Source organism: Sporosarcina sp. GTC18466 (genome assembly GCF_055389225.1).
The window spans coordinates 2206455-2223163 of the sequence record NZ_AP044037.1 but is presented as its reverse complement, the minus strand read 5'-3'; the positions used below and the strand labels follow the sequence as shown (position 1 = coordinate 2223163).

At 52.8% G+C, this 16709-nt stretch carries 16 protein-coding genes; 8 read left to right on the top strand and 8 right to left on the bottom strand.

The window, feature by feature from the left end; translation table 11 throughout:
* Positions 1-132: 132 nt before the first annotated feature.
* Together ACZ5FK_RS10860 and adh are read right to left on the bottom strand one after the other, a co-directional pair.
* Positions 133-501, bottom strand: a complete 369-nt coding sequence (locus tag ACZ5FK_RS10860; protein WP_464804925.1) for a DUF779 domain-containing protein — start codon at positions 499-501, stop codon at positions 133-135.
* A gap of 31 nt (positions 502-532) precedes the next feature.
* Positions 533-2074 (bottom strand): aldehyde dehydrogenase, encoded by a 1542-nt coding sequence (gene adh, locus ACZ5FK_RS10855; RefSeq protein WP_464804924.1) that lies wholly within the window; start codon positions 2072-2074, stop codon positions 533-535.
* A gap of 284 nt (positions 2075-2358) precedes the next feature.
* Between adh and ACZ5FK_RS10850 the strand changes: the two genes are divergently transcribed.
* The 3 genes from ACZ5FK_RS10850 to ACZ5FK_RS10840 all read left to right on the top strand — a co-directional run bounded on the left by ACZ5FK_RS10850 (position 2359) and on the right by ACZ5FK_RS10840 (position 5745).
* On the top strand, positions 2359-3519 hold the full coding sequence (locus ACZ5FK_RS10850) for a S1C family serine protease (RefSeq protein ID WP_464804923.1): 1161 nt from the start codon (positions 2359-2361) through the stop codon (positions 3517-3519).
* A 97-nt stretch (positions 3520-3616) separates the two neighbouring features.
* Positions 3617-4318, top strand: a complete 702-nt coding sequence (locus ACZ5FK_RS10845) for a winged helix-turn-helix domain-containing protein (protein WP_464804922.1) — start codon at positions 3617-3619, stop codon at positions 4316-4318.
* Entirely contained in the window at positions 4315-5745 is a 1431-nt protein-coding gene (locus ACZ5FK_RS10840; protein ID WP_464804921.1) for a sensor histidine kinase, read from the top strand. The genes ACZ5FK_RS10845 and ACZ5FK_RS10840 overlap by 4 nt, the downstream gene beginning before the upstream one ends.
* 248 nt (positions 5746-5993) lie before the next feature.
* Here the strand turns inward: ACZ5FK_RS10840 and ACZ5FK_RS10835 are convergent, their stop codons facing one another.
* The 4 genes from ACZ5FK_RS10835 to ACZ5FK_RS10820 form a co-directional block, all read right to left on the bottom strand.
* A complete protein-coding gene (locus ACZ5FK_RS10835) occupies positions 5994-6599 on the bottom strand; it encodes an alpha/beta hydrolase (RefSeq protein WP_464804920.1) in 606 nt (201 codons plus the stop codon).
* 134 nt (positions 6600-6733) lie between these two features.
* Complete coding sequence (locus ACZ5FK_RS10830; protein WP_464804919.1) at positions 6734-7927, bottom strand: DUF3238 domain-containing protein; 1194 nt, start codon at positions 7925-7927, stop codon at positions 6734-6736.
* 136 nt (positions 7928-8063) lie between these two features.
* Positions 8064-9707: a ribosomal protection-like ABC-F family protein gene (gene abc-f / locus ACZ5FK_RS10825; RefSeq protein WP_464804918.1), complete on the bottom strand. Its 1644-nt coding sequence runs from the start codon at positions 9705-9707 to the stop codon at positions 8064-8066.
* Between the two features lie 324 nt (positions 9708-10031).
* Entirely contained in the window at positions 10032-10592 is a 561-nt protein-coding gene (locus ACZ5FK_RS10820) for a histidine phosphatase family protein (RefSeq protein ID WP_464804917.1), read from the bottom strand.
* A gap of 109 nt (positions 10593-10701) precedes the next feature.
* Here ACZ5FK_RS10820 and ACZ5FK_RS10815 point away from each other — a divergent pair, with 109 nt between their 5' ends.
* The gene (locus ACZ5FK_RS10815; protein ID WP_464807419.1) at positions 10702-10896 is read left to right on the top strand and encodes a gamma-type small acid-soluble spore protein; all 195 of its coding nucleotides are present in this window, start codon (positions 10702-10704) and stop codon (positions 10894-10896) included.
* A 15-nt stretch (positions 10897-10911) separates the two neighbouring features.
* On the opposite strand, the gene ACZ5FK_RS10810 is transcribed toward ACZ5FK_RS10815, so the two are convergent.
* A complete protein-coding gene (locus ACZ5FK_RS10810) occupies positions 10912-11898 on the bottom strand; it encodes an alpha/beta hydrolase (protein ID WP_464804916.1) in 987 nt (328 codons plus the stop codon).
* Positions 11899-12055: 157 nt separating this feature from the next.
* Here ACZ5FK_RS10810 and ACZ5FK_RS10805 point away from each other — a divergent pair, with 157 nt between their 5' ends.
* Positions 12056-12643: a DUF421 domain-containing protein gene (locus tag ACZ5FK_RS10805; RefSeq protein ID WP_464804915.1), complete on the top strand. Its 588-nt coding sequence runs from the start codon at positions 12056-12058 to the stop codon at positions 12641-12643.
* A gap of 44 nt (positions 12644-12687) precedes the next feature.
* Here ACZ5FK_RS10805 and ACZ5FK_RS10800 read toward each other — a convergent pair whose 3' ends face one another.
* Positions 12688-14094 (bottom strand): vWA domain-containing protein, encoded by a 1407-nt coding sequence (locus ACZ5FK_RS10800; protein ID WP_464804914.1) that lies wholly within the window; start codon positions 14092-14094, stop codon positions 12688-12690.
* A 189-nt stretch (positions 14095-14283) separates the two neighbouring features.
* Here ACZ5FK_RS10800 and ACZ5FK_RS10795 point away from each other — a divergent pair, with 189 nt between their 5' ends.
* From ACZ5FK_RS10795 to ACZ5FK_RS10785, 3 genes are all read left to right on the top strand, one after another.
* Positions 14284-15126, top strand: a complete 843-nt coding sequence (locus tag ACZ5FK_RS10795; protein WP_464804913.1) for an aldo/keto reductase — start codon at positions 14284-14286, stop codon at positions 15124-15126.
* 169 nt (positions 15127-15295) lie between these two features.
* On the top strand, positions 15296-15688 hold the full coding sequence (locus ACZ5FK_RS10790; protein ID WP_464804912.1) for a hypothetical protein: 393 nt from the start codon (positions 15296-15298) through the stop codon (positions 15686-15688).
* A 29-nt stretch (positions 15689-15717) separates the two neighbouring features.
* Positions 15718-16671, top strand: coding sequence for an alpha/beta hydrolase (locus ACZ5FK_RS10785; protein WP_464804911.1), 954 nt, complete (start codon positions 15718-15720; stop codon positions 16669-16671).
* Positions 16672-16709: the final 38 nt, after the last annotated feature.

The following is a 16709-nucleotide window of genomic DNA, read 5'->3' as shown; positions in this document are numbered from 1 at the left end:
CAGAAATCACCAGAGACGGCAAGCTTTACGCAAGCACAGCCAGTTCCTGGTGATTTTTTAATTTACTTACACAGCATTCATCTGTCCGCCCATCTTTGAAAACAGAATCTGGACATGACAGGACTGGCATGTTTATGTCCCAGCAATTTCTTGAAGCTGCTCATTCTCCTCTTTCGTGAAAGCCCGCGACCTTGTCAGGAACCGCTTTCCTTCCACCCCTTCCAGGGAAAACATGCCGCCCCGGCCATCCACCACATCGATGATCAGCTGGGTATGCTTCCAATAGTCGAACTGATTCTTATGCATATAGAACGGAACTCCGCCGATTTCCCCGAGCCGGACGTCCTGATCACCGATGATCAGATCGCCGTCCGGGTAGCACATCGGGGAAGAGCCGTCGCAGCAGCCCCCTGATTGGTGAAACATGAGGGGGCCGTGCTTTGTCTTCAGCGATTCAATGAGCTCAAGCGCAGCGTCCGTTGCGAGTACGCGCTCTGGCATTCATCCATCTCCTTTCTTCCGTGAATAAGGATCAGAAGAAGCCCTGCTTCTCTTCACTGTAGCTGACGAGCATGTTCTTTGTCTGCTGATAGTGGGACAGCATCTGCAAGTGGTTCTCACGCCCGATTCCGGAAGCTTTGTAGCCTCCGAACGCTGCGTGTGCTGGATACGCATGGTAGCAGTTCGTCCAGACGCGGCCCGCCTCGATGCCGCGGCCGAACCGGTATGCCGTGTTCATGTCGCGCGTCCAGACGCCTGCACCAAGTCCATACAATGTATCGTTAGCGATTTCCAGCGCCTCTTCCTTCGTTTTGAACGTCGTGACAGATACGACCGGCCCGAAGATCTCTTCTTGGAAGATACGCATCTTATTATTGCCCTTAAAGACGGTCGGCTTGATATAGTAGCCGTCCTTCAGCTCGCCGTCCAGTTCGTTGCGCTCGCCTCCCGTGAGACATTCCGCGCCTTCCTGTTTGCCGATGTCGAGGTAGGAAAGGATTTTTTCCATCTGCTCTGTCGACGCCTGCGCACCCATCATGACTGTCGGATCGAGCGGATTACCTGTCTTGATGGCTTTTACGCGTTCAATGGCGCGTTCCATGAATTTATCATAAATCGATTCCTGGATGAGTGCGCGGGAAGGGCATGTACAAACTTCACCCTGATTCAGCGCAAACATGACAAACCCTTCGACCGCCTTATCAAGGAACGAATCATCTTCCGCCATGACATCCTCAAAGAAGATATTCGGCGACTTGCCGCCAAGCTCAAGCGTCACAGGGATCAAGTTCTGGGACGCGTATTGCATGATCAGGCGGCCCGTCGTCGTCTCACCAGTGAACGCGACCTTGCCGATGCGCGGGCTTTGAGCGAGCGGCTTGCCCGCTTCCAGGCCGAAGCCATTGACGATATTGACGACACCTGCAGGCAGCAGATCCTCGATCAGCTCCATGAGCACCAGGATGGACGCCGGCGTCTGCTCCGCAGGCTTCAAGACGACGCAGTTCCCTGCTGCAAGCGCAGGCGCCAGCTTCCAGACCGCCATGAGGAGTGGGAAGTTCCACGGAATGATCTGGCCCACAACGCCGATCGGCTCATGGAAATGGTAGGCGACCGTATTGTTGTCGATCTGGCTGACGCCGCCCTCCTGCGCGCGGATCGCCGATGCGAAATAACGGAAATGATCGATCGCGAGGGGCAGATCGGCATTCAGCGTCTCACGCACCGCTTTTCCGTTCTCCCATGTCTCCGCGACTGCCAGCATTTCAAGATTCTCTTCCATTCGGTCCGCGATTTTCAGCAGGATGTTCGCACGCTCTGTGACGGATGTCTTCCCCCAGGCATCCTTCGCCGCATACGCCGCGTCAAGTGCCAGTTCAATATCTTCTGCCGTCGAACGCGCCACTTGCGTGAACACTTTTCCTGTCACAGGCGTCGGATTGTCGAAATACTGCCCTTTCGCAGGAGCTGTCCACTTGCCGCCGATATAGTTATCGTACCGCTCCTTGAAGTTCACCTTCGCCCCTTCCGTGTTCGGAAACGCATATACGTGATTCTCTACTGCTTGTACCATGATTGAATTCCTCCCTTTCCCTTTTGAATTGCTATTGTAAAGTGCTCTTTGCACACAACGCCACCTTATGTCTGCAGTACTCCCCTTATTCTGACTGTAATCGCTTACATTTCACAACTTCATTCTATCTGACTATATAAATAGTTTCAAGTTTTTTAGTTGTTCAGTTTTCTAATCGTTTTCTCTCTCACTTACATTAACCATTTGTTCATTCTCCGGTAATAATTTGTTCATAATTTGCTTTTACAATGAAGACAACAACATACACAAAGGAGACATGCAATATGGGATTTGCAAAAAAATTTGTTTCAACGATCGGGGCAGGCGTCGTCGGTTCGGCTTTGACACTTGGGGTTGTGGCAAATACGGATCTGCTGCAGCAAGATGCTAGTGCGCAGACATCAAATGTGCTCTCTTCATCCCAAAGCGGGCAAAGCGCCTCCAATATCCTTCAGACATCCGCTTCAACACCGCTCTCTCTTTCGGATATGGTCGAATCGGCTTCTAAAGGGATCGTCGGGATCACCAACTTTCAATCAGCGGGCAACCGGTTCGCAGGACAGTCTGAAACTCGCGAGTACGGCACGGGTTCCGGGGTCGTCTTCAAAAAGGACGAGGCTTCCGCCTATATCGTGACAAACAACCACGTCATCGAAGGGGCTTCCAAGCTTGAGGTCACGATGGCGGACGGTCAGAAAGCGGATGCGGAGCTTGTCGGAAGCGATGCGCTCACAGATCTCGCTGTCATCAAGATCGACAAAAAGTATGCGGACACAGTGCTTGAATTCGGCAACTCCGATCAAGTGCGGGCAGGAGATTCCGTTGTCGCAATCGGCAATCCGCTCGGCCTTGACTTTTCAGGGACGGTAACGCAAGGGATCATCAGCTCGCCTGCCCGTTCCATTGACGTGAAAACCTCTGCGGGCACCTGGAAAATGGATGTTATCCAGACGGATGCAGCCATCAACCCCGGCAATAGCGGCGGCGGTTTATTCAACGCAGAAGGCCAGGTCATCGGCATCAACAGCTTGAAAATTGCGGAAAGCGGGGTGGAGGGACTCGGCTTTGCGATCCCAAGCAATGATGTCCTCCCTCTCGTGGATCAGATCATGAAGTCAGGAAAGATTGAACGCCCGTATATGGGAGTCGGTCTTGCTGATCTCGCAAACGTGCCGTATATGTATGTTCAGAACTTGCCGGAAGAAGTGAAAGGCGGCGTCATGGTGACAAGCGTCGATCCGAACTCAGCTGCAGCGAAAGCCGGCATGAAGGAACAAGACGTCATCACCGCAATCAACGGCAAGGAGATCACAAACTCGATGGATCTCCGGAAAGTGCTGTATTCAGACTTGAAGATTGGCGATAAGGCGACCTTGACCATATACCGCGACAACCAGAAGCAGAATGTCGAACTGACTCTGACAAGCAACTCGGACATGAAATAACAGACTGGGAACACCTCTATCGAAGAAGCGGTAGAGGTGTTTACGCGTCTAACTTCCGGTATACTTTTCCTAACACGATCGCAGGGAGGACTAGGCCATGAAAATCCTCGTCATCGAAGACAATGAAAGCGTGTCGGCCATGATCGGCCTGTTTTTTGAGAAAGAGAAGATCGAAGGGGCGTTTGAGATGGACGGCCTTGCGGGGTATGAACGGGCAAAGGCGGAGCCGTGGGACTGCCTGATCATCGACTGGATGCTGCCCGGTATGGACGGCGTGTCGATCTGCCGGAAGCTCCGGCAAGAGAAGGTCGATGTGCCGATCATCATGCTGACCGCGAAGGACAGCGAATCCGACCAGGTCCTCGGCCTTGAGATGGGAGCGGACGACTACGTGACTAAACCGTTCAGCCCGCTTGCGCTCATGGCCCGCATTCGGGCAGTGACGCGCAGATACAGCGGCCGGCAGGAGGAAGCGGAGGATACGGAATGGATTACGACGAGACATTTCCGGTTGAATCCGGCAACGCGGGAAGTATTGCTGGACGGCAATCCCGTGCCGAATCTGACGCCGAAAGAATTCGAACTGCTTCAGTTTTTCATCCAGCATCCGAGACAGGTTTTTTCGCGGGAGCAGCTGCTCGACCGGGTATGGGGCTATGACTTTTACGGAGACGACCGGACCGTTGACGTGCATATCAAGCGGCTCCGCTCCAAAGTACAGACAGAGGGACAGCCCTTTTTCCATACAGTGTGGGGCGTAGGCTACAGATTTGATGAGACGGAAGGCGCCGGCGGATGAGAATCAAATACTTCTACCAGCAGCTCGCAAGCCATCTCGGCGTCATTGTCATCGCCTTCATCATCCTCAGCCTGCTGTTCGCGAGTTTCGCCCGCAATTTTGTTTATGAAAATAAAACCGAAGAGCTGATGTCTTACGGCTCTTCCATCCTTGCAGACCTTGAGACAGGCAGCAACTCACGGTTGGTGCTTCAGTCATACGGACATGTGCTCGGCGGCCGAGATATCCAGTACAGCCTGTTCGATGAGAACTCGAAGATCATCTATTCCACCGGACTGAAGACGCCGCTGATTGAACTGGACGATGCGGAGTGGCGGGAGCTGCAAAACGGCAAGGCGATCACTGTGAAGCAGGAATATAAGCGTTTCAACCAAGCCGTCACTTTCGCCCTCCTTCCGTATTTCCATGAGGGACGGTTCGGAGGCGGCGTCTTGCTTACCTCGCCGCTGAAGGGATCGCGCGAGCTCATTTCCGAACTGAACAGCTACGTCCTGTACGCCATGGGACTTGCGCTTCTCGCTTCCCTTCTGCTCAGCGGCCTGCTGTCACGGCTGCACGGCAGGCGCATCAAACGGCTGCGGGACGCGACCGCCGCCGTATCTGAAGGTGATTACTCCGTGCGAATTCCTGCACCAGGGACTGACGAAATCGGAGAACTCGCAGGCGACTTCAACAGCATGGTCGCAAAACTTGGTGCATCTATGGATGAGATCGAATCGCTCGAAAATCGAAGGCGGCAATTTATGGCTGACGTTTCGCATGAATTACGGACGCCGCTCACAACAATCCGCGGCATCCTCGACGGCCTGCGAAGCGACATGATCTCGGAATCGGAGAAGGAGCGAGCACTCGGGCTCGCCAGCAGCGAAACGATGCGCCTGATCCGGCTTGTGAATGAAAACCTGGACTACGAAAAAATCCGCTCCAATCAAGTGACGTTATGGAAGCAGGATATCGATCTTCGTGAATTGCTTGAAATCATCAGCGAGCAGCTGGAAGATGCCGCTGAGGAGCGCGGCGACCGGATTGTTGTTAAAGTAGACGACCCCGTGCGGGTATGGGCTGATTATGACCGGCTCACCCAGGTGTTGATCAATATCACAAAGAACAGCATCCAGTTCACGGAAAATGGCACGGTATGGCTGCGTGGAAAGGTAGAGGGCAGCATGACGCTCATCGAAATCGAAGATACCGGCATCGGCATGGATCCGGGCGAAGTCGAGAAGATCTGGAACCGTTTCTACAAAGCGATCGACTCGCGCACGACAAACCCGTACGGCGAATTCGGGCTCGGCCTGTCAATCGTCAAACAGCTCGTCCAGCTCCACGGCGGCTCCATCTCCGTGGAAAGCGAGAAGGGACGCGGCACGTTATTCCGAATTCAGCTGCAAAGCCAGCCGAAAGAACAGGCGGCCCGGGAAGAGTAATCTTCCAGGCCGCCTGTTTTGTGTTGGGTGCTGAGGGGTGAACGCCCGTTTACGACTAATGAACGCCCATTTATGTGCCTCGAACGCCCATTTAGACATTTAAACGCCCATTTATGTGCCTCGAACGCCTATTTAGATAGTTGAACGACCATTTATGCGCTTCGAACACCCATTTAGACATTCAAACGACCGTCGACCGCCAACTCCTCGAGTAGAGGACTACTGTGTTTGTCATGTTAATTCTCTCCCTATGAAAAGTGGTTTGCATACCAACCGGCGGCGGCCGCTGCCTCCGACATGGTCAGTGCGTGGCCCGACTGCTCCCAGTGAACGGCTGTTTCTGCTCCTGCTTCACTCAGCAGCATCGCGAGTTCCTCTGTCTCTTCCGGGGGACAGAGGGGGTCGTCCGTTCCGGCGGTTATGAACACCTGCGTGCCTTGTAATCCAGGCAGCTCGATCCCTCTTCTTGGCACCATGGGATGGTGAAGGATGGCACCGCGTAATGTGCCAGCAAAGTGGAATAGCAGACTCGCAGCGATGTTCGCTCCGTTTGAATAGCCGACCGCCACGATATTATTCCGGTCAAAACCATATTCCGATGCTGCTTCGTCCAGGAACGCATGCAGTTCCCCAGTCCGGCAGATGAGATCCTCTTCATCGAAAATCCCTTCAGCAAGCCTTCGAAAGAAGCGGGGCATCCCGTTCTCCAGCACATTTCCCCGAACGCCCAGGACAGACGCCTCTGGATCAATCCGCCCGGCAAGCGGCAGCAGATCCTTTTCATTGCCGCCGGTTCCATGGAGCAGCAGCAAGACAGGCCGATTGGCCCCGCCTTTCTTAAATACGTGATTCATCGCTAATCCATTGCCCCCTCGATTCTATTGTCTTGAATTCGAGATAAATGTACAGGAAGAAGAACTCCTTGTCAAAAGGGACGTCTTGCACGAAAAAAAAACACCCTGGCAACCGCCGGCCAGGGCATCATCCGTTATTCAAAATTGCTGCACCGCCAATAATTATAGGCGATGATGTCCGACATGAAGGCGAGTCCGGCGCTCTCTGTCTGCAGGACAGGCTGCCAGACGCCCTCTTCCCCGCGCGACAGGTAAATCTCATGATCCGGGGCTTGGTCAAAATACCCCGACAGATCGAATGTACCATGCCGGCGCAACACCGCTTTCACTTCATAGTCAATATTAGGAGCCGTCGTGAGCGGGTTTCCGACGGAATGATCGATCAGGAATCCAGCCTCCTCCTTGCCATGATCCAGCCGTTTAAATTGGATGCCGTCCGCGGATGCCGTCTGCTTCTCCCGAAAATTCTTCATGTAACTATAAGCGATAGATGGCCCTACTTCTTTCGTGAAGGTCATCGGCGCCCGATCGAGATCATAAGCCAGCTCCACATCGACCCGCGTCCTGAAACTGTCACCCTCCGGATCAAATCCACGGTTATCCCCTGTGAAGTAATGGTTCGGAGACAGCAGATTCGGGTTCATGACCCACTCATCACGCAAAAAGGCCGTGTATCGGAACTTCCATCGATCCACTTTCTTGAGTTCATGCTCACGCTGATCCACCGGCAGCAGCAACTCATTCGGAGCACCAATCCACTTGATGATGGTGAACGTCTCCGTAGAGGCCTTCCGCTGAGCGGTCGGCGTCAGCACATCATAGACATTCGACATCACGGACTTGATGATGTTCAGCTTTTCATCCGACTCGGCAAGCGGCCTTTTGGCACGAATCGCGTAGGCGTACGGTTTGTCCGTTTGAATATCGCGGTCAATGTACCGGTTCGATTTCACTGTTCCGACAAGCTCACCATTGCGGAATACCTCATATTCTTCAATATCCCGGATGCGCTCCCATGACAATGCGATCTGGGTCTTCGCCACAATTGTCGTCATGACGAGCGTCTCCAGCACATTATCCGCATTCTTTTCCGGAGAGAACGCCGACGTCTGCATGGCGATGACATCTGTTACACCATTGTTCACCGTCCGCTCAATCGTATAATGATACAGCTTCCCCTTCTGCAAATCCCCATCCGTAAACTCCGGCACCGTGCCTTCGTATAACTGTTCTCCATCGCGGTACACATAATAATAGCCTCCGACATCATTCCAAGCGAACGAGATCAGATCCTGCTGATGCGTCACCCGCTTTATCTCAAAATCCAAGTGATCCGCCTCCTTCCAAATTGAAGAAAGCCGCCCGTTCCATTGCGCACTTCCATTCATTACATACTTGCCCGACTTTAGGGGGAATAAAACAGTGACGGCATGGCGGGCAGGCGAATAGGAAGGGGTCATCCCTTTACAGTTCCCTCAGTTCGCGGCTGACGTTGCGAAAGGCATGATCGAGTTCCGCGTATTTCGGATCGGCCGGGGTGATGGTGCTTAGCTCCCCTAAGATGGCTTGCAGCCGTGTCTCCAGTACAAGCCGATCCTGGGCAGGCCGCATATTTATGGCCGGCAGTTCTTCCTGATCATCCAAAGTGCCCAACACTTTCCGGACAGTCCCCTTGTCAAACAGCAGCAGTCCTTTCGATAGCTTGCTGACGAAAAAGCGGTCATGGGACGCAATGAGAAGCGTGCCCGGAAATGTGGCGAGCGTGCTTTCGAGCTGCTCCCGCGACGGCAGGTCAAGATGGTTGGTCGGTTCGTCAAGGAGCAACAGATCCTTCCCTTCCAGAATGAACTGCATGAGCTTGATCTTCACCCGCTCGCCTTGGCTCAGCTGGCCGATCGGCAAATTCCAGTGCCGGCTGTCGAGGCCGAGACCTGCCAGCAGGGTGCGCACATGGCCCTGGTCCGCAAACGTCATGGGGTTGAAGAATGCTGCCACGGCCTTATCGCCGGGCAGATCGTCCGTCGTCTGGCTCATATACCCAATGGACAGCCCGGGCGAAAGCCAAATGTCGCCCTCTCCTGACTCTTCACCGAGCAGCATTTTGAACAATGTCGATTTCCCGCATCCGTTCGGGCCGCTCAGTGCCAATCGTTCCCCCGCTTGTACAGTGAGCGAAACGTCCTTGAACAGGATCCTGCCGCCGTATGATTTGCCGGTCTTCTGCAGCTCCAGAATACGGTTCCCCCTTTTCTTCGCGCCCTCCACGTCAAACGATACTGTGATATCTTCAGCAGGTTTCTCAATCCGGTTCTTTGCCAGTTCCGCCTCCAGCCGTTTTCGTTTGGAGCGGATCTGTACATCCTTTTTCTTCGCTTTCATCCGGAAATACTCTTTCGCCCCGCCCTTTTTCGTCGATTCCCGGTGTGCTTTTGCCGACCACTCGGAGAGTTGTGCAATCTGATCTTCCACCATGGCGATTTTCCGTTGCTGCTTGTCATATTGGTGTCTCTGCACGTCGCGTGCATGCGCCCGTTTCGCCCGGTAGTCCGTGTAATTGCCAGTGTACACCGTGAGCTTTCCATCCTCGAGCGCAAACACATGATCCGCCACCTGGTCAATGAAGTGCCGGTCATGCGAGACGATGATGAACGTCGCTTCCTTTTCTTTGATGACCCGGATCAACTCTTTTAGACCGCCTTCGTCCAGATGGTTGGTCGGTTCATCCAGCATGTACAGCTCGCTTTGCTCCGACAGCGCATCGGACAGCCGCAGCTTCATGCGTTCGCCGCCGCTCGCCCCCTTGTAATCATCCCGGCCTGCCACATTCCATCGTGAACGATGCAGCCCGGTTTCGGCTGTGCCGCGAAGTGCCGCGTCTTCATCCACCTGTTTGAAATAAGTAATGGACGGACGTTTCCCGATCCAGTGCAGCGAGCCTTCCGTCTGCTTCCGCACGCCTGCCATGATTTCCAGCAACGTCGTCTTGCCCGTCCCATTCGCCCCGACCAGTGCGATGCATGAGCCCAGCGGAATTTCAGCCGTCACTCCTTGAAAGATCGCTGTATCTGCTATCGAATAGCCAATTGATTGTAAATGACCTAGTAACATATCCATTCCTCCATTTAAGAGGACACAAAAAAGCCCTCCGTTAAAATAGAACGGAAGGATTGTTGCCCGCAAATATCCATGTCATCCGGCGCACGCGAAATAAAACCATAGGAAAAAGAACCCTAGTGGGACAGAGCGGTGCCGCTGCGTGAAAGTGATGACGATAAATGGACAGACTAATCCTGTTTTCCGTTCGAATCAAACATATTCATGCCGTTTCGGAAAATAAGATTAGTTAATCATCGTCCACCCGTCATCCCTTTCATCAAATATTGCTTCTACCCTACCAGATCACCGGCAGGCATGTCAATATTCTGAAATAGATCAAGCACCTGCATCCGCAGCATCATTTCCCCATACCCGCTGGATCCGCGACTCACCATCTGTCTGCACCACTTCATAAACATCCGGATTTGTGAGCGCTTGCCACTCCTGGAATCCGATCCGCTCATCGAAACAGCGCAGCAGCAGCGTCATCAGATTTCCATGCGTCACGAGAACAACACGGGAGCCGTCAGGCAGTTCATCCACCACATCGCAGACGCGTGCTGATGCTTCATTGGATGATTCGCCCCCCTCGTATTTCAAGTTCATATCGAGGAACGTATCTTCCAATTTCAATAACCAATCCTTGAATTCATGGCTGCTGAGGGTCCGTTCCGCCAGCCGGCTGTCCTCTTCGTAATGGAACCCAGCCTTCTCCGCGATCGGCGCCGCCGTCATGCGTGCGCGCAAATAAGGGCTTGTGATGATGCGATCGATGTCCTTATCCTCAAAAAAAGCCGCCAGCTCATTCGCCTGAAGCACGCCTTCCGCCGTCAGATCGGCATGAGGCGACTGCCCCTCCGCTTCACAATGACGCACGATGTAAATTGTTTTATCCATATCGGTAGCCTCCTTATTGTCTGTTTCCCCTCTCCGGTTTTCCAGAAAACATTCTGCCTTACGCTAATAAAATACCCATCCTGGCAGACAATATGGCGAAAGGAGGCGCATTTCATTGGATCAAAACAAGAACTATACGGTTGCCGGCACGAATATCAATGAAGTCAAGAGGCAGAATGCAGATTCGGGTTTGACGTACAATGAAGTGAAAGCGCTGATCGCAAAGACAGGCGGCAAGGGGAGCGCGCAGTACAGCGACACCGATCCCGAACAAGTGAAGCGCGACATACGCGGGGAACGCTAAAAAACGCCGGGCCTCCTATTTGGAAGCCTGGCGTTTTTCAGGAAAATGCTCACCGAGGAACTGATTGAGCTTTTTCTTATATTGATCACCCGCAAGCGCAAACGCTTCGCCGTGATTCGCATTCGGCACAAGAAGGATATCCTTCTCGCTCGCCGTCTCTTTGTATAGCTCTTCCGCATTCTCCGTCGGAACGAATGTATCGCTCATCCCGTGAATATAGAGGATCGGCACGCGGGTCCGCTTCACTTCGTTCAAGGCATTCGCTTCGCGAAGCGAGTAGCCGGCGCGCATTTTCGTTACGACGCTTGTGCCGTCGAGCAACGGGAATGCCGGCAAGTGAAACATCCGGTCCATCTGGTAGGAAAATAGCTGGTACACCGACTGATACGGACTGTCCGCGATAATCGTCTCCACCTGACGCGGCAGGTCCTTCTCGCCGCTCGCCATGAGTACGGTCGCCGCTCCCATTGATAATCCATGATACGCGACTTCCGTGTCAGCCCCAAACTTCGCGACTAGCATATTCGTCCAGTCAATCAAATCGAGACGGTCCGGCCAGCCGAAGCCATAATAATCGCCTTCGCTCGATCCGTGCCCCCGTGCATCCGGCATGAAAATGTTATAACCCAAATCGTTATGGTAATACTGCCCGAACAGGCCCATCTGTTTCGCATGGCCGAGATAGCCGTGCGTCAAAATCACCAATTTATTTGTCGGCTTCGCCGCAGGCAAGTAGTATCCGGTCAGATCCAGCCCATCACGCGACTTCAAATGCATGGTTTCGAATTTCTGGTTTCTCACCCATTGCTTCCAGTCGCCATTTAAATAAAGTTCCAGCGTCTCTTCCTTCACTTCGAGATCCGCATTACCTTCCAAAAACTCTTTCGGCCCTCTCTTGATGGCCAAGTCATAGAAAAAGAAACTGCCCGCGACTTGAACGACGCAAAATACCGTGACAATTAGAATCAACACCTTTTTCCAATTGAACCGTATGGTACTCAATCCCCTTCACTCTCTCTATGGCAGTCTCGCTACCTACCATTAATATACAGGATTTCGGGTGGAAAAACAGCTGATTTTCGAAAATACACGAATTTGCCATAGGTCCCACGTATAGCTTTTCATTCCTAACGAACAATACGAAAAAGGAGTTGAATATATGCAATACATTTGGCAAACGGTACTTATCTTCATTATCGGCACTGCTCTGCTTCGGATTGGTGGGCGGAAATCGATTTCGCAGATGACAGTTCCCCAGACGATCATCATGATTGCAATCGGCACGTTGCTCATTCAGCCGGTCACCGGACATGGGCTTTGGCCAACCTTTGGCTATGCCGCCATCCTGACGCTCTGTCTCATTGCAGCTGAATGGATAAGCATTAAGATGGATAAAGCCGAAACCCTTATCTCTGGAAAAAGCAAACCCGTCATTATAAACAGTAAGCTACAAATCGAAACGATGCGCCACTTACGGCTCACTGTCGACCAGCTTGAATCCAGAATGCGCCAAAAAGGCATCTCTTCCATAGAGGATGTCCAGTACGCGACACTGGAATCGAACGGCCAGCTCGGATACATGTTAAGGCCAGAGAAACAGCCTGTCACAAAGGAAGATCTCGACCGCCTGATCACGATGATCCAAAACGGCCAGCTGGCGGCACCGCCTCCCTCCAGCACGGACAATATCTTTTCGGAAACAAATACCAAGCAGCCCACAAAAGACGAATCCGATTTCCTGCAATGAACAACCAGGCGCGTACATTCAGCCGCCTGGTCGTTCCTTCTTGTTCATTTTTTCAATTCATCCATCCACTTCGACTTCCAGGCCTCAACTGCTTCATCGATTTCCTTCATCGCCTGCTCTGCTTCCTCACTCTTTTGATCCTTCAACTCACGGAAGGCGGTATCCCGCAGTTCACCCATCCGTTTCGCTAGCTCAATCACTTCATCCGCCACTTCATCGCTAATAAGTTTTTCGTTTCGCAAATGATAGGCTGCGTCAGATATACGAGCCGTTTCTCGTGTTGAAAGATTGGATAGCGGATCATAGATTGCGATCAAATCTTCCTTCTGATGGACCAGTTCGTGCAGCTTGACGCCCTGCTGGCTGAGGACCTGCATCATGCTCGGCTGCCATTTTTTGATGAACACCCCGTCGATCTGCTCTTTGTTCTGGACAGTCGTATATGTCCCGCCGCCCGCTTCTGCGATTTTCTTCAATTCTCTCTGCCCTTCATCATCTACATCAAAGCCAATGATATTAAGCTTCGCCTCAATATTCCCTGTACCGAGACGCTTCGCCGCTTGGATGGGGTCTTGGTCGCACGTTTCAATCCCGTCACTGACGACGTATACGATATTGCGGTATCCTTCCTTGTAGGGAGCCAGATAATCTCCTGCCTGATCCATCGCACCGGCGAGCGGAGTCCAGCCGCTTGCACCGAATGACTCCATTGCCTGATGGAAGGACTCACTGTCATAGGCGCTTAGCGGGTACAATTCCTCGATGGCGGCGCAGGATAAAGCCTTGTCTGTATTTGTCCCTGCCCCTTTATGGCCGTAAGCGAAAAGCGCGACATGCACTTCGTCATCCAGCCCGCTTGTGAATGTCTCAACCGCTTCCTTCGCGAGCTGCATTTTCGGTGTGCCGTCGATCTCCGCCTTCATGCTGCCGCTCGCATCCATGAGCACCACAACATTCGTCCGAGTCTCCTTCGCCTGCTCAATCTCATCCTTTCCGTCCGGCAGTTCCGGCATGACATACCCATGTTCATACGAAGCCAGCTCCTGATAAAGCGGCTTGTACTGTCCGGAGCCGAGCTGATAAACGAGATAATCGTAAATATCGTCCGCACTCATTCCTTCATGGCCAGCCATGTATCTCTCCGCTTCCTGTCTCGCAATGTCGCGGAAGTCATCCTCGTAGAAGCGGTGGTAGCTGACCCAGTTGACAGACCGCGCTGCCTCAACGGCCGGGTCCATATGGGTCCCCACCAATACTCCTGCGGGCTGTGCTATCATTTCTTCTACGGTCCTGGCAGCTTTCGGTATCTGATTCCCTCCTGCCGGTTCATCAGCTGCGGCCGCCTCTTCGGGGGCCTCCTCCGCCAATCCTGCCTCTGTCTCATCCGAGCATGCGGCAAGCGGCAGAACAGCGATGATCAGCAGCAGCCAGAAATGCCATATCTGTTTCATCAGTTCCCCTCCTTCTCAATACCTTCCTCACTTACGCTGGCAAGATCACAAAAGTTTCTGATGAAAAATTCCCTTTTCTGAAAATAGGCAATAAGTCAGCTTGCCTTCAAGCACAAAAGCGGCACCCTCTGATAAACCTGTGAGATGATGGACAGGATAGGCAAGATATCGAAAATGGGAGGTTGCAGAATGCCAAAAAACTTGCAAGACCGCGTTGAGCTGCATAACGGCGTTGAAATGCCATGGCTCGGACTCGGCGTATTCAAAGTCCAGGAAGGTCCCGAAGTGGTGGAAGCAGTGAAAACTGCAATTAAAAACGGATACCGCAGCATCGATACGGCGGCTGTCTACAAAAACGAAGAAGGCGTCGGACAGGCGATCCGGGAAGCGATCGAGGAAAATGGATTGACGCGCGAAGACTTGTTCATCACATCAAAAGTTTGGAATAGCGACCAAGGGTTCAAGCAGACATTCGAGGCGTATGAAACAAGCCTGCAGAAACTCGGCCTTGACTACTTGGATCTGTATCTCATCCACTGGCCGGTCAAAGGAAAGTACAAAGACACTTGGCGTGCGCTGGAATCTCTCTATCAGGACGAAAAAGTCCGGGCAATCGGCGTCAGCAACTTCAAAGTGCATCACCTCGAAGATTTGCTGCGCGATGCGAATGTGGTGCCGATGGTCAATCAGGTCGAGTACCATCCACAATTAACACAGCAGGAAGTCAAAGATTTCTGCAAGGAACGCAACATCCGGCTGGAGGCTTGGTCGCCGCTTGCGCAAGGCCAGCTGCTGGACCATCCGGTGCTGTCCGAAATCGCGGCCGCCCACGGCAAGTCTGTCGCACAAGTGATCATCCGCTGGGACTTGCAGAACGGCGTCGTGACCATTCCAAAGTCCATCAACGAAAACCGCATCATCGAGAATGCGGACGTGTTCGATTTCGAACTGTCGCCTGAAGAGATGCAGCGGATCGACGCGCTGAATGAAGACAAACGCATCGGCCCGGATCCGGACCATATCGATTTTTAAGCGAAAACAGGCACCTGAGCAGGTGCCTGTTTTCTTGCATGTTACCGTGGATGGATTGCTTCGTTTGGAGTGCGTGTTGCTTCGTTCGGCGGCCGCGTTGCTTCGTTTTCAGCCATGATTGCTCCGATTGGCGGCCGGGTTGCTTCGTTTAGTGAGGTGATTGCTTCATTTGCAGTCTGGATTGCTTACTTCTAGCACGGTGCTGCCCTATTCGCGGGACGACCCGGCGATACGGGCCGCTCTTCCTTCGCGCTGCATGCACTTGACCATCCATTTTCTCCGATTGCTTCATGACAGCCACACTTTTGCAATAGAAATTACCTCGAACGAGATCGGCATTGCTTCGTTTGGCGTGCGTGTTGCTTCGTTCGGCGGCCGGGTTGCTTCGTTTTCAGCCATGATTGCTCCGATTGGCTGCCAGGTTGCTTCGTTTAGTGAGGTGATTGCTTTATTTGCAGCCTGGATTGCTTACTTCGATGATTGCTTCATTTGCGCTGCAAGGACCAACCCTCTACGCATGTCCGAATTTTGGAAAATGGCTGTCCTATTCTGCCCTTACTGATGATATGATGAAATAAAGGGGGAATCGGGATGAATCGGAAAATTGGAATCGCTGCTGGGGCGGTCGTCGGTATTTTGCTGATTGCGCTGCTGGTGGCGGGAAATTATTTTTATAATCAAGGCGTCAAGCGCGGGACGGAAGTAGAACTTCACCGGGAAGCCGCGGCCGTGAATGCGGCGGCGAGCGAAGGTGACCAGAAGCTGCTGCAGGAATCGAAGGATTGGTACGACGCGCAGAACCGAGAAACAATCGAAATGACTTCATATGATGGACTGAAGCTGAAGGCGCAGTTCATTCCTAATGAAACTCCGGCCGGCAAAGCTGTCATCTTGGCGCACGGCTTCCGAAACACGGGCGACGACATGGGCAAGCTGGCAAAGTTATATGCCGATATGGGCTATGATGTGCTGTTGCCGGATGCACGGGGTCACGGGAAGAGTGAAGGCGATTATATCGGGTATGGCTGGCACGACCGCCTTGACTATAAGGATTGGATCCAGCATCTGATAGACGAGCACCAGGCAAAGCAGATTGTGCTCCACGGTAATTCGATGGGGGCGGCGACGGTGCTGATGACGAGCGGCGAAGAGTTGCCGCCTGAGGTGAAGGCGATTGTAGCGGATAGCGCATACAGCACCGTTAAGACAGAGCTTGCGCATCAGCTGAAGTCCATCTACAATCTGCCGGCATTCCCGCTGCTGGAAGTGACAAGCATCGTGTCGAAAGTGCGCGCTGGCTACACGTTCACGGAAGCGTCAGCGCTTGAACAGGTGAAGAAGAATAAATTGCCATTACTCATCATCCACGGCAATTCGGATGATCTTGTGCCGACGTCGATGGCAAATGAGCTGTACGAGGCGGCAGGCGGTGAGAAAGAGCTATGGATCGTGCCGGATGCGGGCCATACTAAAGCCTATGACAACATCACCGAAGAATACGGAGCAAAAATACAAGAATTCATCCACCGCACTGTAGGTGAATAGACAGACGAAAGCCGCAGACCTCAAGGGCCTGCGGCTGT